General features: G+C 63.9%; 14 protein-coding genes. 4 read left to right on the forward strand and 10 right to left on the reverse strand.

Annotated elements, in window-relative coordinates; genetic code table 11:
• Positions 1–9: 9 nt before the first annotated feature.
• Genes ACTG19_RS05600 through ACTG19_RS05640 form a run of 9 tightly spaced genes read right to left on the reverse strand, consistent with a single transcriptional unit; the run spans position 10 to position 9,723 of the window.
• On the reverse strand, positions 10–1,209 hold the full coding sequence (locus tag ACTG19_RS05600) for an ABC transporter permease (RefSeq protein WP_043818601.1): 1,200 nt from the start codon (positions 1,207–1,209) through the stop codon (positions 10–12).
• Complete coding sequence (locus ACTG19_RS05605; RefSeq protein WP_069527918.1) at positions 1,209–2,423, reverse strand: ABC transporter permease; 1,215 nt, start codon at positions 2,421–2,423, stop codon at positions 1,209–1,211. Before ACTG19_RS05605 ends, ACTG19_RS05600 begins: the two co-directional genes overlap by 1 nt.
• Complete coding sequence (locus tag ACTG19_RS05610) at positions 2,424–3,113, reverse strand: ABC transporter ATP-binding protein (RefSeq protein ID WP_040066014.1); 690 nt, start codon at positions 3,111–3,113, stop codon at positions 2,424–2,426.
• The gene (locus ACTG19_RS05615; protein WP_113738801.1) at positions 3,106–4,245 is read right to left on the reverse strand and encodes an efflux RND transporter periplasmic adaptor subunit; all 1,140 of its coding nucleotides are present in this window, start codon (positions 4,243–4,245) and stop codon (positions 3,106–3,108) included. The genes ACTG19_RS05610 and ACTG19_RS05615 overlap by 8 nt, the downstream gene beginning before the upstream one ends.
• Positions 4,246–4,272: 27 nt before the next feature.
• Positions 4,273–7,437 carry an efflux RND transporter permease subunit gene (locus tag ACTG19_RS05620; RefSeq protein WP_113738802.1) on the reverse strand — a complete coding sequence of 1,055 codons (3,165 nt, stop codon included), beginning with the start codon at positions 7,435–7,437 and terminating at the stop codon, positions 4,273–4,275.
• The gene (locus tag ACTG19_RS05625) at positions 7,430–8,470 is read right to left on the reverse strand and encodes an efflux RND transporter periplasmic adaptor subunit (RefSeq protein ID WP_429215758.1); all 1,041 of its coding nucleotides are present in this window, start codon (positions 8,468–8,470) and stop codon (positions 7,430–7,432) included. Before ACTG19_RS05625 ends, ACTG19_RS05620 begins: the two co-directional genes overlap by 8 nt.
• Before the next feature lie 41 nt (positions 8,471–8,511).
• The gene (locus ACTG19_RS05630; RefSeq protein WP_429215721.1) at positions 8,512–8,982 is read right to left on the reverse strand and encodes a DUF6691 family protein; all 471 of its coding nucleotides are present in this window, start codon (positions 8,980–8,982) and stop codon (positions 8,512–8,514) included.
• Between the two features lie 13 nt (positions 8,983–8,995).
• On the reverse strand, positions 8,996–9,409 hold the full coding sequence (locus ACTG19_RS05635; protein WP_021231150.1) for a YeeE/YedE family protein: 414 nt from the start codon (positions 9,407–9,409) through the stop codon (positions 8,996–8,998).
• Complete coding sequence (locus ACTG19_RS05640) at positions 9,409–9,723, reverse strand: ArsR/SmtB family transcription factor (protein ID WP_005338008.1); 315 nt, start codon at positions 9,721–9,723, stop codon at positions 9,409–9,411. Before ACTG19_RS05640 ends, ACTG19_RS05635 begins: the two co-directional genes overlap by 1 nt.
• 88 nt (positions 9,724–9,811) lie before the next feature.
• Between ACTG19_RS05640 and ACTG19_RS05645 the strand changes: the two genes are divergently transcribed.
• From ACTG19_RS05645 to ACTG19_RS05660, 4 genes are all read left to right on the forward strand, one after another.
• On the forward strand, positions 9,812–9,997 hold the full coding sequence (locus ACTG19_RS05645; RefSeq protein WP_113738805.1) for a YgaP family membrane protein: 186 nt from the start codon (positions 9,812–9,814) through the stop codon (positions 9,995–9,997).
• A gap of 54 nt (positions 9,998–10,051) precedes the next feature.
• Positions 10,052–11,323, forward strand: coding sequence for an NAD(P)/FAD-dependent oxidoreductase (locus ACTG19_RS05650; RefSeq protein ID WP_106842554.1), 1,272 nt, complete (start codon positions 10,052–10,054; stop codon positions 11,321–11,323).
• Between the two features lie 381 nt (positions 11,324–11,704).
• Complete coding sequence (locus ACTG19_RS05655; RefSeq protein ID WP_005359258.1) at positions 11,705–12,109, forward strand: hypothetical protein; 405 nt, start codon at positions 11,705–11,707, stop codon at positions 12,107–12,109.
• A gap of 218 nt (positions 12,110–12,327) precedes the next feature.
• Entirely contained in the window at positions 12,328–13,056 is a 729-nt protein-coding gene (locus tag ACTG19_RS05660) for an MgtC/SapB family protein (protein WP_005350335.1), read from the forward strand.
• 91 nt (positions 13,057–13,147) lie between these two features.
• Here the strand turns inward: ACTG19_RS05660 and ACTG19_RS05665 are convergent, their stop codons facing one another.
• A complete protein-coding gene (locus tag ACTG19_RS05665) occupies positions 13,148–14,158 on the reverse strand; it encodes a LacI family DNA-binding transcriptional regulator (protein WP_058055966.1) in 1,011 nt (336 codons plus the stop codon).
• Between the last annotated feature and the right edge of the window lie 2 nt (positions 14,159–14,160).

Below are 14,160 nucleotides of genomic sequence, written 5' to 3' on the forward strand. Positions count from 1 at the left end.
AGGGGCGACCTAGTCACCGCGCAGGGCCACCACGGGGTCGAGACGCACTGCCCGCAGTGCAGGAGCGACCCCGGCCAGCAGACCCACCAGAGCGCTGCAACCGAGCGCCAGCAGCAGATAGAGAGGATGGAGGGTGAGCGGCAAGCCGGCCGCCAGCAGGGTGAGCAGTAGCTTGAGCCCCCCGAGCAGGGCCAGTCCCATGGCCCCGCCCAGCAGCGCCAACACCACGGCTTCGAGCAGGAACAACAATAGAATGCGCCGCCGTGGGCAACCCAACGCCATCAGCAAGCCCACTTCAGGGATCCGCTCCTGCTGGGCGATGCTCATGATGCTGAAGATGCCGACCGCCCCGATCAGCAGCGAGATAATGCCGAGCCCGCCAACCGCCAGCTTGATGATGGAGAGGATCTTGTCGAGGCTGGTCAGCATGTCCTGCTGGGAGGTGAGGGTGAAGTCCTCGGCGCCGTGGCGGGCGATCAGCACCCGCCGGATCTGGGCGGTGATATCGGCCTCCGTCTGTCCGGCGCGATAGATGACGTCGATCTCCTGCAGCCCCTCCTTGTTGAACAGCGCCTGGGCGTGAGCGGCGGGCAGATAGATCATGTCATCCAGATCAAAGCCGAGAAATTGCCCCTTGGGCGCCAGCACGCCGGCCACCCGAAAACGGCGATCACCGGCCCGCAGCAGACTGCCCGGCGCATCTCCGCCGGGAAACAACTCAGCCGCCACCTTGGCCCCCAGCACCGCATAGGCGCGGGGCATGGCACTGTCGTCCGCGGGCAGAAAACGTCCCTGCACCAGGGTGAGTCGCCAGCCGGAGAGCGCCGCCGAACCGGTGCCCAGAATGGCAGTGCTGCGGGTCAATCCGCGGCTGCGCACCTCCCCTTGCCCCTGCACCACAGGGAGCGCCGCCTCTACCCCTGCCAATCTGGCTAGGGCATCGGCATCCTCCAGCAGCAGGGGACGGCTGCTGGAGAGGATGCCGGGCGGGCCGCCGGCGGTCTCTGTCTTGCCCGGGGTCACGGCGATCAGCCGGGTGCCAAATTGGGAGAAGCTGTCGAGCAGATAGAGCCTGAGCCCCTCGCCGATGCCGGTGAGCAGGGTCACCGAGGCGATCCCGATGGCGATGCCGAGCGCCGACAGCAGACTGCGGCTGCGCCCCGCCAACAAGGCGCGCCAGAGCCAGAACAGCAGATCAGCTGCGCGCATCAGCCACCGCTCCATTGCCCGCTGCGCAGGCTGCTGACCGGATCTTGCCTTGCGGCCCGGGAGGCGGGCAGCCAGCTAAAAAACAGTCCAGTCAGCAGGGCCGCCGGTATGGTGCAGAAAGTAGCGAGCAGAGGGACTGCCGCCGGAAATCCGGGCCAAATCACTCCGGCGAGGCCAACCAGGGCATAGCCCAACACAGTGCCAAACAGCGCGCCACTGCCGCTCAGCAGCAGCGCCTCCCACAAAAACAGCTGGCGGATCTGGCGACTATCGGCACCCAGCGCCTTGAGCAGGCCGATCTCGCCGGTGCGCTGGCGGGTGCTGATCAGCGCCAGATTCATCATCATGATGCCGGAGACCAGCAGGCTGATGGCGCCGATGCCGGCAACTGCCAGGGTGAGGGTCGAGAGAATGGTGGAGAAGGTGGCCAGCATGGCGTCACGGCGCACCACGGTTACATCGAGCACCCCGTGGCGCGCCTGCATCAGCTGCTCCAGTCGCTTGACCAGCGGGGGCACTGCTTGTCCCGCCAGCGGCTGGATCAGCAGCCGAAACAGCCCCTCGGTGTTGAACAGCCGCATGGCGCTACCCACCGGGATCAGCGCCGCCTCGGCCATATCCATCCCCAGATTGCTGCTCTGGCTGGTGAAGACCCCCACCACCCGAAAGCGGCGATTGTCAAAACGCAGCCACTGACCGACCGGATCGGCCTGACCGAACAGCTCACGGGCCACCTTGGCCCCGAGCAGGACGGCCGGTCGATCCTCTGCGGCATCCCCTGGCAGCCAGCGGCCGGAGAGCAGTTCCAGCCCGTGGGTATCGCGTAGCCCGTTGCTGCTGCCAAGCAGCATAGTCTGGCGCAGCCGCGCCCCCTGCTTGGCCTCGGCAAAGCCCATCACCAGCGGCACCAGCCGCACGTTTGGCTGATGCTGGCCAAGGTAGTGCATGTCATCGAGTGTGATCTGCCGCAGACTGTTGCCGGTGACCGGCGGCAGCCCGCCGGTGGTCTCCTTGCGGCCCGGGAACATTACCAGCAGATCCTTGCCAAGGGAGCTGAACTGGTCGGCCACATAGCGCCTCGCCCCCTCCCCCAGCGCGGTGAGCAGCAGCACCGAGGTGACGCTCAGACTCACCGCCAGGATCAAGACCAGCGCCCGTGAACGCTGACGCAGCAAGGCCACGGCGGCAAAGCGGATCACATCGGGCCGCCGCATTCAGCCACCGCCGCTATCAATGTTGATGCGGCCATCGTTCATCAGGATCCGCCTGCCCGCCCGCTCACCGAGGCGCGGGTCGTGAGTCACCACCACCAGCGTGATCCCCTGCTCCCGGTTGAGCCCCTCCAGCAGGGTAATCACCTCCTCCCCGGAGCGGGAGTCGAGATTGCCGGTGGGTTCGTCGGCCAGGATTAGCCGCGGCGCCATCGCCATGGCACGGGCGATGGCTACCCGCTGACGCTGACCGCCGGAGAGCTCGGCGGGGCGGTGCCCGGCCCGGTTCTCCAGCCCCAGCTCCCCCAGCAACTGCTGGCTTCGGCGATGGCGCTCGGCGGGGGCGATCCCGCACAACATCAGCGGCAGCTCGACGTTTTCACGGGCGGTGAGGCGGGAGATAAGGTGAAACGACTGGAACACGAAGCCGATGCGATGGCCGCGCAGCTGGGCTAGCGCCGGCTCTGACAGAGTGGCGGTATCCTCCCCTCCCAGCCAGTAACGCCCCTCATCGGGCCGATCCAGCAGCCCCAGCACATTGAGCAGGGTCGATTTGCCGGAGCCCGAGGGGCCCATCACCGCCAGATACTCCCCCTCGGCAACCCGCAGGGAGACGCGGTCGAGGGCAGCCACTTCGCTCCCCCCCAAAGTGAAACGACGGCTGACGGCATCAAGGCGAATGAGATCACTCATCCGTCTGCTCCGTGGCGGCGCTGAAAGGGCCCTCCCCGACAATCTGTCCGGGCTGAGCTGCCAGCCGATCACCGGCGGCGAGCCCCTCGGCCACCTCAATCCAGTTCCAGTTCTCCACACCCCAGCGGGGTACCACCCGCACCAGCTTATCCCCTTCCAGCCGCAGCACGCTGCCATCGTCGGCCCGGCTGCTGGCCGCTACCCGCAGCACATCGGTGGCGCGGGTCACTTCGACTTCGAGGTCAGCGCTGTAGCCGATAAGCAGGGGCACATCGGTGGGCAGGGCAGTGAGCGCCGCCTCCACCTCCACGGTGCGGGCCTGCTTCTCCAGCTCCTTCACATAGGGGGCGATACGGGTGACGGTGGCGGCAAAATCGCGCCCAGGCATGGCATCGAGCAGTACCCGGGCAGACTGGCCCACCTTGAGGCGGGCGGCATCCACCTCATCGATGGGGGCAGAGACATACAGACAGCGATCGTCGATGAGATCGATAACCGGGGGCATGGCCACTCCGGGCGGTGAGGGGGTCATGTATTCGCCCAGCTTGCTGTTGACCTCCGCCACCACGCCGGCAAACGGCGCCAGCAGACGACGCTCGCTCAAGCGAGCCTCCACCTGGGCGACCTGCGCCTCGTCGACCCGCTCCTGCTGACGGGATGCCTGACAGACATAGCGGCGGGTATCGGCCAGATTCTGGGCCTGCTCGGCGAGGGTGCGGGAGGTGAGATTTTTGGCCAGCAAGGTGGCCAGCCGGTTGGCCTCCCGCTCGTAGTAGGCCGCCTCGCTGCAACGCTCCTCGCGCTGGGTCTTGCCAAGGGCCTGCTGGGCACGGGCACGGGCAAGATCGGCGTGAATGTCGTCACTCCAGAGGGTCAGCAGCAGATCTCCCTGCGCCACCCGCTCCCCAGCCTTGACGGCGATCTGCTCCACCACGCCGCCACCGGGCAGACTGAGTCCGGCCCGCTGACACGACTTGATGGTGCCAGCCCGGGTGTTGACCACGGTGACCAGCACATCCCCCCGCCCGACCTCAGCCAGCCTGATCGGCGTCGGCTGCGGTCGCCACCACCATGCCACAGCAGCCACCGCCACCACAACGCCACTTCCCCACCACAACCAACCTCTCTTCATCGCGCATCCTTTCGCTAGTGACTCCCGTCATGTGCGTCGGGAGAGCAGGGCATAATAGAGCAAGGGTATCACCACCAGGGTGAGCAAAGTGGAGACCAGGATCCCGAAAATCAGGCTGATGGCCAGTCCGTTGAAGATGGGATCATCAAGGATAAACAGAGCCCCGATCATCGCCGCCAGCGCCGTCAGCATGATGGGTTTGGCCCGTACCTGCGCCGCTTCGATCACCGCCTGCTCGAACGCCACTCCGGCGCTGCGCTGCTGCTCGATAAAGTCCACCAGCAGGATGCTGTTGCGTACGATGATCCCGGCCAGGGCGATCATCCCGATCATCGAGGTAGCGGTAAACTGGGCTCCCAACAGGGCGTGGCCCGGCATCACCCCTATGATGGTGAGCGGAATGGGGGCCATGATGATGAGCGGCACCAGATAGGAGCGGAACTGGGCCACCACCAGCAGGTAGATGAGGATCATCCCCACCCCGTAGGCGATACCCATGTCGCGGAAGGTCTCGTAGGTGATCTTCCACTCACCGTCCCACAACAGCGCCACCTCCCCCAGTTTGTCGGGCTGCTGCACGTAATATTGGGGCAGGTCGATATCAGCACCGGCGGCAAACATGCCGTAGAGCGGGCTGTCGGTATGGCCACCCATGTCGGCCACCACCATCACCATGGGCTGCATGTTCTTGTGCATGATATAGCTGGGGGCCACCTCATCACGGCGACTCACCAGCTCGGAGACCCGCACCAGCTGGCCACTCTGGCTGCGCACCTTGAGGGCCAGTACGCCCGCCAGATCCCGTTTGTCACCGGGAGCCAGTTCGATGCGGATCGGCACCGGATACTTGGCGCCGTGTCCCTGCAACCAGCTGGCATCCTGATAACCCACCCCGCCATTGAGGGTGTTCACCAGATCGCCGAGATCGACCCCGAGCAGGGCCGCCTTGCTGCGATCCACCACCAGCCGCCACTTGGGCTGCGGGTCAGTCAGATAGATATCCACATCCACCAGATCCGCCGTGGCTACAAAACGGGCCTGTACAGCGCGAGCGGCCGCTTCGCGGGCGGCCTGAGTCGGGCCATAGATCTCGGCAACGATGGGGGACCAGACCGGCGGGCCGGGCGGCACCTCAACGACTTTCAGGTTGCCCCCTGCCGCACTGGCGATGGCCTGCAGCGGCTCCCGAACCGACTGGGCAATCTGGTGACTGCTGCGATCCCGTTCATGCTTGTCCACCAGATTGACCTGAATATCCCCCACGTTGGCGCCGCTGCGGATAAAGTAGTGGCGCACCAGGCCGTTGAAATTGATGGGGGCTGCGGTGCCGGCGTAGACCTGGTAATCCTTCACCTCCTCCACCTTGGCAAGCTCCCTCCCGACCGCCAGCAGGGTGCGCTCGGTCTGCTCCAGGGTCGCCCCCTCCGGCATATCGAGCACCAGCTGAAATTCCGACTTGTTGTCAAAGGGAAGCATCTTGAGCACCACCCACTGCACCACCGGCATGGCGGTGGCGGCCCCGACCAGCAGCAACACCACCAGCCAGAGTTTGCGTCTGGCGCGCTTGGCGCCATCACCGATCAGGAAAGGGGTCATCAGCCGGTGAAAAAGACCCGCCTTGGCCTCGCCGTGGGCACCGTGCACCTCCCCCTTGAGCAAATGGCTCGCCAGCCAGGGTGAGAAGATGAAGGCCACCAGCAGGGAGATAAGCATCCCCATGCTGGCATTGATGGGGATGGGGCTCATGTAAGGGCCCATCAGGCCGCTGACAAAGGCCATCGGCAACAGGGCCGCGATGACGGTCAGGGTCGCCAGTATGGTCGGCCCCCCCACCTCGTCCACCGCCCCCGGAATAAGCTCCTTGAGCGACCCCTTGCCCAAACCGCGATGGCGGTGGATGTTCTCCACCACCACGATAGCGTCATCCACCAGAATGCCGATGGAGAAGATCAGCGCAAACAGCGACACCCGGTTGAGGGTAAAGCCCCAGGCCCAGCTGGCAAACAGGGTCAGCGCCAGGGTGATGACGATGGCAACGCCAACTACCAGCGCCTCGCGCCAACCCATGCTCACCAGTACCAGCAGCACCACCGCCGTGGTGGCAAAAATCAGCTTGCCGATCAGGGTGTTGGATTTGGTCTCGGCGGTGACGCCGTAGTCCCGGGTCACCGTCACCTCGACTCCTGCCGGGATAAGCCGGTTCTGCAAACTCTCGACCCGCGCCTCCACCCGCTTGGCCACATCGACCGCGTTCTGGCCCGGCTGCTTGCCGATGGCCAGGGTCACCGCCGGATAACTGGCTTGCCCCATCCCCATCCAGCTGCGCTTGGTCGGGGTCTCCTGACCCAGAGAGACCCTGGCCACCTCCCCCAGATAGACCGGCTTGCCGTCGTGCAGCCCCACTACCAGCTCGCGGGCCTGCTGATCGTTTTGCAGGAACTGCCCGACCTGCACCTTGATCTCCCGGTTATCTTGCTCGATGGCCTGTGTCGGGCCCACCTGATTGGCGGCCGCAAGTCGCTGGCTCAGCTCACCCCAGCTGATGCCGTGGGCGCTGAGGGCCGCCGGATCCGGCATCACCCGCAACACGGCGCTCTGGCTGCCCAGCGTGTAAATATCGCGGGTACCGGGAATGCGCTTGAGTTCGGTCTCCAGCTCATGGGCGACCTGGGTCAACTCGGGAGCCCCCAGTTGCTTGCTCCCCTCTTTGCTCCATAAGGTCAAACTGACGATAGGGACATCATCGATCCCCCGGGGTTTCACCAGCGGCTGACCGACTCCGATCCCCTGTGGCAACCAATCGCGGTTGGAGTCGAGCTGGTTGTTGAGATCGACGATGGCCTGCTCGCGGCTCACCCCCACCTTGAACACCACCACCAGCAGGGCGCCATCAGGTTGGGAAAAAGAGTAAAGGGTATCAATACCCTTTATCTGAGAGACCACCTGCTCGGCTGGGGTGGTAACGAGAGAGGCCACTTCAGCCGGAGTGGCTCCCGGGAAGGGAATATAGACATCGGCGAAGGTGACATCGATCTGCGGCTCCTCCTCCTTGGGGGTCACCAGCACTGCAAACAGACCGAGCAACAGCCCCACCAGCGCCAGCAGCGGGGTGATGGCCGAGCCCTGAAACAGCGCAGCCAGCCGACCGGCAGGCCCCAGCCTCTCCTTGTTGCCGTTCAGCTCGCTACTCATGGGCCACCTCCTGCTGCTGCGCCCAGGCATCGGGGGCCAGCTTGTCACCGGCTTGCAGCCCGGCCAGGATCTCGCACTGTCCCTCGACGCAATGGCCGACCCGCACCGGCGTCAGGGCCCAGCCAGCGGGCTGCTGCAGATAGACGCCGTTGAACTCCCCTTGCCGCAGCAGGGCGCGATCCGGCACCTGCAACACCTGACGCTCACCCTGCTTGAGCTGCACCTTGAGCCACATGCCGGGCAATACCCCGGCAGTTTGCGGCGGCAAGTCGAGGCGCAACTTGAAGGCGTGGCTCTGGCTGTCGGCATAGTTGAAGCGGGTCAGTTTGACCGGGGTAACAGACTTGCCATCCGGCAGCAGCACCTGCACATCCGCAGGCTCACGAGCCAGCGAAAGGGCGGATTGGGGCAACTCCACCTCCACCCGCAGTGTGTCTAGAGAGAAGCCGGAGAGCAGCGGGGTACCGGGGGCGACAGTCTCCCCCAACTCCACCAGCCGTTTGGTCACCACTCCGGCGTAGGGAGCCAGAATGCGGGTATAACCGTAGGCCTCGCGGGCCTGAGTGAGAGCTGCATCGGCAGCGTTCACCTCGGCGCGGGCGGCGCGATCAGTCGCCTGGGCATTGTCGAGCTGGGCGCGGGTGATCACCCCCTTGGCAATCAGCGCCTGAAAGCGGGCAAGCTGGCGCTCGGCTTCCACTTGCTGAGCCTGCGCCCGCGCCAGCCGCGCCTCGGCACCCGTGACGGCGGCAAACTGCTCCTTGCCGCTGATCTCCAGCAGCGGCTGCCCCGCCTGCACCTGATCGTTCACATCCACCAGCATACGGGAGACCCGGCCGCTGGTCTGGGCCGCCACCGTCCCCTGATTGATGGCACTGACGGTGCCATCCAGCGTCAGCCAGTCGGTCACCGCCTGTGGCGCCACTGTCAACAAGGGCTCTGGCTCCCCGTCCGCGGCAAAGGCCCGGGGGGATGTCATGGCCTGCGATGTCATCACCAACAAGGTGATCCCCAGCAACCGGATCTTTTCCATCATTACTCTCCTTCCCTGGCGTAATCTGTCACTTCACGGGATCAGGCGGTATGGGACTGGCGCACCTTATCCACTCCCCGAACTGGCGCCTTGGCCAGCACCCTGGCCAGCCCTCTGTCAAACAGCAAGATCCCGGCCACCATGGCCGCTATAAACAACATTATCATGGGCTGCCCGCTGGAAATGAGACTCAGAGCAGGCCCCGGGCAGATACCCACCAATCCCCAGCCGATGCCAAACAGCGCCGCCCCGCCGATCAGCCGGCGCTCCAGCCGAGGGGCTGGTACGGCTGCGATGGGATCCCCCAGCACACTCTGGCGACGGGGTTTCACCAGCAGAAAATAACCCGGCATAAAGACCAGCAGGGCCCCTCCCATCACGAAGGCGAGGCTGGGATCCCAGGCCCCGGCCAGATCGAGAAATCCGGTGACCCGGGCGGGATCCACCATGCCGGAGATGGCCATCCCCAGTCCGAACAACACACCCGCAAACAAACTTGTCAGCAACTTCATGGCGAACAGCCTCTTACAACAGATGATGAGTAACGAAGACGGTGATAAAGCCCGCCGCCATAAAGGTCAGGGTAGCGACGATGGAGCGCAGGGAGAGCCGCCCCATGCCACAGATGCCGTGGCCGCTGGTGCAGCCATTGCCAAGACGGGTACCGACCCCGACCAGCAGACCGGCCAGTAGCACAACGGGCCAGCCGGGCAGCGTGGTGAATGCAGGCATACTGGCCCAACCCAGAGTCAGCGCCAACCAGGCGCCCGCCCCGAGCCCCAGCAGAAATAGCACCCGCCACGGCGCACGGTGTTGCAGCGCACCGGCCAGAATGCCGCTGATCCCGGCCACCCGGCCGTTGAACAACATCAGGATCAGGGCCGACAGCCCCGCCAGCATGCCACCGCCCAAAGAGAGCAGCCATTGGCTTTCCATCATCAAGATTCCTTATTTTCTGAGTGACAAAAATGGGTTTGCAGCGCCCCCAGCACATCAGCTGCCGCCTCGCTCACCAGCGAGTAGTAGATCTGCTGGGAGACCTTGCGCGAACGGATCAGGCCGTAGCGCTTCAATACCGAGAGTTGCTGGGAGAAGGCCGACTGCCCGAGTTGGCTATGGGCCAGCAGCTCCCCGACGCCCTTCTCCCCCTCCACCAGCTGGCAGAGCACCATCAGGCGTTCGGGATGAGCCAACGCCTTGAGCAGGGAGGCGGCGGCGGTCGCATGTCTGTTCATCTCGTCGAATTGGCTCATAAGAGTAAATTAGCAATTGCTGATATTTGTTCTATTGTATAAAACAACACTAAATTAGCAATATCTAAAGTAGATAAGGAGAAGGACCATGACAGTAGATAACGGAGTCAGAATCGTCGCGGGTTGCATATTGCTGCTCTCGCTGATCCTTACCACCTGGGTTCATCCGGGCTTTGTCTGGTTGAGTGCCTTTGTCGGGGTCAACCTGATCCAGAGCGCATTCACCGGTTTCTGTCCGGCAGCGATGATCCTCAAACGGATAGGATTTAAATAAACGGGTCGGATGACCCGGCTCACATGAGCGTGTAATAAACGCAGGAGGCTGAACATGGCAACGGTAATCGTCATCGGCGCGGGTCTCGGAGGCATGTCTGCCGCCTACGAACTCAAGGCCGAACTGGGCAAGCAGCATGAGGTGATCCTCATCAATGACAAGCCGGACTTTGAATTTACCCCCTCCAACCCCTGGATTGCCGTCCAGTGGCGGGAGCGCAAGGAGACCTCGATCCCCATCGAACCCCATGTGAAGAAAAAGGGGATCCGCTTTATCCATGCCGCCCTGACCGAGCTGCAACCGGCGGCGCAGCAGCTCACCCTCTCCGATGGCCAGACCCTGCGTTACGACTTTCTGGCGATCTGCACCGGCCCGGCCCTCGCCTTTGACGAGGTGACGGGGGCTGGCCCCGAATCCGGTGGCACCACCAGCGTCTGTACCCTCTCCCACGCCGAAGAGTGCCGCCACAGTGTCAGTGCCCTGGTCGATGAGCCCGGCCCTGTGATTGTCGGCGCCATGCCGGGCGCCTCCTGCTTCGGTCCCGCCTACGAGTACGCATTCATCCTCGATCGCCACCTGCGCGACAAGAAGGTGAGAAAAAATGTGCCCATGACCTTTGTCACCAGCGAGCCCTACATCGGCCATCTGGGTCTCAACGGCGTAGGTGACTCCAAGGGGATGCTGGAGAGCGAACTGCGGATGCGCGATGTGCAGTGGATCTGCAATGCCCGCACCGTGGCGGCGCAAGATGGCCAGATGACGGTGGAGGAGCTGGACGATGAGGGCAACATCAAGCGCACCCACACTCTGCCCTACAAACACGCCATGATGCTGCCCGCCTTTGTCGGCATTGCGCCGCTGCGGAGCATCGAGGGGCTGGTCAATCCCCGCGGCTTTGTCATCGTCGACGAACACCAGCGCAACCCCACCTTCCCGCAGATTTACGCCGCCGGGGTCTGCATCGCCATTGCCCCGCCGCACAAGACGCCGGTACCAACCGGGGTGCCCAAGACCGGCTATATGATTGAGGCGATGGTGCGCACCCTGAGCCACAACATCAAGGCGGAGCTCAGCGGCCAGCCGCCGGTGACCAAGGCAGTGTGGAATGCCATCTGTCTGGCAGACATGGGAGACACAGGCGCCGCCTTCGTCGCCATGCCGCAGATCCCGCCGCGCAACGTCGCCTGGTTCAAGAAAGGAAAGTGGGTCCATCTGGCCAAGATCGCCTTCGAGAAGTACTTCCTGCACAAGATGCAGGTGGGGGATACCGAGCCCATCTACGAGAAACTGATGCTCAAATACCTCGGTATCGACAAGACCGAATGACCCCGCAGACCCGGCCCTCGCCGGGTCTGCTTTTGGCGGCCCTGCGCGGCAAAAACGGGGCTTTCGATTATGTTTCAAGATGTTGCTGCGGGCAGCGCGGGGTTTACCCTGCCCGCCGCCTCGGCTATCATTCGAGCCTCTTATCAATAGCGGAGACCATCAGTGGGCAACTCATCAAGTGACAGTTGTAGACCGACCCTCATCGTCGGTACCAAGGTTGCGAGCTAGCCGCAGGTCTTTCTCTGCCGCAACTCGCAACCCTGCGAGAAGCGGAAATCCACTCCCCTCTTCTCCCTTTTTACACTTGACGTCTGGCAACCAGTGGCCAACCGCCACGGTCGCCATGCCTGCATAGTTTCTGCTTCCCACAAGGAGGCTGCTATGCGTTTTATCTCAATCAAACCGGCTGCGGATCGCGCGGTCGCAACAGGTTCTGTTGCTACCCGGGCTCACCCCCTGTTGAGCCGGCTCGGCCGTGGCATGCTGCCACGCTGGCTGGGCGGCAAACAGCGTCAGCACCACTATAGGCTGCAGATCCGCTGTGAGGATCGCGCCGATATGGAGCAGGTGCTGGATATGGTGAACCACACGTTGCAACCGGCTGGGCTGCAACCGATGCAATCGATGAAGCCGGGTCGCGGCGGCGGGCGAGAGCTGGTGCTCAACCTGCAGTGCACCCCGCCCCAGCGCCGCTATCTGGTGCAGTTTGTTCATCAGGTCGGGGTGGCACATCCGGTGCGCTGGCAACTGCGCCCGCGCATCGACTGCGATCCCGAGCTCAACTGACCGCTCATCTGCGTTAACCACAGTGAAAGGGGCCAGCCACGCTGGCCCTGCTTGTTGCGTCCTCTCCGAGCGTCAGGGCATCTGATGATGCTCGCGCCCCGGGACGCCGCGTTTTTGTTTTTCTGCTGGCCATCCGCGCAATCATCCCCTGATCCATCCGCCTCCCGGCGTTTCATCATGGATTGCGCCAAGCCAGCACTTATCGGAAGGAGTACGCCATGAAGATGTGGCAACAAATTGACATGATCTCCCTGCTCGACACCCTGGCCAGCCTCTTGCTCGCCTTTGTGCTCGGCAGTCTGGTCGGGCTGGAACGCCAGTACCGCCAACGTACCGCGGGCCTTCGCACCAACGTGCTGGTCGCCGTAGGGGCCGCCCTGTTCGTCAGTCTGGCCCAGCGCATCTATGACCTGCACGGCGGCAACTACAACGTGGTCCATGTGGTGGCCTATATCGTCTCCGGCATCGGCTTTCTCGGCGCCGGCGTCATCATGCGCGAGTCGGGCAATATCCGCGGCATCAACACCGCCGCCACCCTCTGGGGCGTAGCAGCGGTCGGCGCCGCCTGTGGCGCCGGGTTAGCCATGGAGGCCATTCTGGGCGCCCTGTTCGTGCTGGCCGCCAACACCCTGCTGCGACCGCTGGTCAACCAGATCAACCGTCGCCCGGTAGACAATACCGACACCGAAGTGACCTACAAGGTGACGGCCCTGACCCAGCGAGAGCATCAAAAAGAGGTGCTGCACTGGCTCGAGGAGATGCTGGAGCAGGCCAACTACCCCTTGAGCGAACTCGATATCGAGCCGTTTGGCGAGGGGGATCTGGAGATCTCGGCGGTGCTGCTGGCTACCTCCATCGATGGCGACGAGCTGGATGCCCTGATGGTGAAACTCGGCATCCACCCCCATATCAAGCAGGTCTTCTGGCGCACCAGTACCACCGACTGAGCTGTCGGTCAGAGTCATGGCTCCATCCGCCAACAGCAAAAAGCCCCGCCAGCAATGGCGGGGCTTTCTCATATGGATGGGCGAAGAGTGGCTAGCGGCGACTGCGCCAGCGCACCCTGGGGGTGATCACCTGGGCGGTCTGTGCGGGAGGATTGCCCGCAATCAGTTGCTGCATCAGCTCGAAGGCGGCGAGGGCCAGCGCCGGACAATCCTGCGCCACCGAGTCGATGCGCATGGGGATGCAGTCGAGCAGGTCGTGATCGTCGAAGGTGCACAGGCGCATCCCTGTCTCCATCAACCCCGCCTCGTTAAGGTAGCGCAGTACCCCTTCCAGCAGGGTAAAAGAGGCGGTAAAGAGCCCCCTTGGGGGCGCCCCCAGCTCGGCCACCAGCTCGGCCATCAGCTGATAACCGGAGCTCGGCTGATAGTCGCGATGGCGCACCCGGGCGGCATCGGCTTCAAAACCGGCGCGATGGAGCCCCAGCTCATAGCCCGCCAGCCGGTGACGACTGGGGGAGAGATCCAGCAGGCCGCCGAAGTAGTAGATCTCCTCGCCGCACTCGCTGGTCATGTCCCGCACCAGCTCGGCGGTGGCCTTGCAGGCATCGGAGATCACCATGGGCAGGCGCGACTCGCCAATATGGCGGTCGAGCTGCACCACCGGCAGGCGGTCGTGGATGCGGGCATAGATGTCATCGCTGTGGCCGCTGGAGGCGACAATCAGCCCATCCACCTGGCGGCTGATGAGGTTGTCCACCACCCGCTGCTCAAGGGCGGGATCATCCTCGGAACAGGCGATCAGCAGCTGGATGCCCGCCTCCCGGCAGTGGGCCTCGAGGGCACGGGCGATGCGGGCAAAACCGAAGTTGGTGAGATCGGGGATCACCAGCCCCCAGGTGTAGCTGCGGGTCTCGCGCAGGGAGCGGGCATGAAAGCTCGGCAGGTAGTGACACTCCTCCGCCACTGCCTGAATGCGCTTGCGGGTATCGTCGGCGATCCGGTACTCCGCACTCTTCCCATTGAGCACCAGACTGGCGGTTGCCTTGGACACCCCCGCCAGTTCGGCGATCTGGGCAATCGTGATCCGTTTCTTCTTCTCCACCT

The organism is Aeromonas sp. 3P, assembly GCF_051919745.1.
Lineage (GTDB): Bacteria > Pseudomonadota > Gammaproteobacteria > Enterobacterales > Aeromonadaceae > Aeromonas > Aeromonas veronii.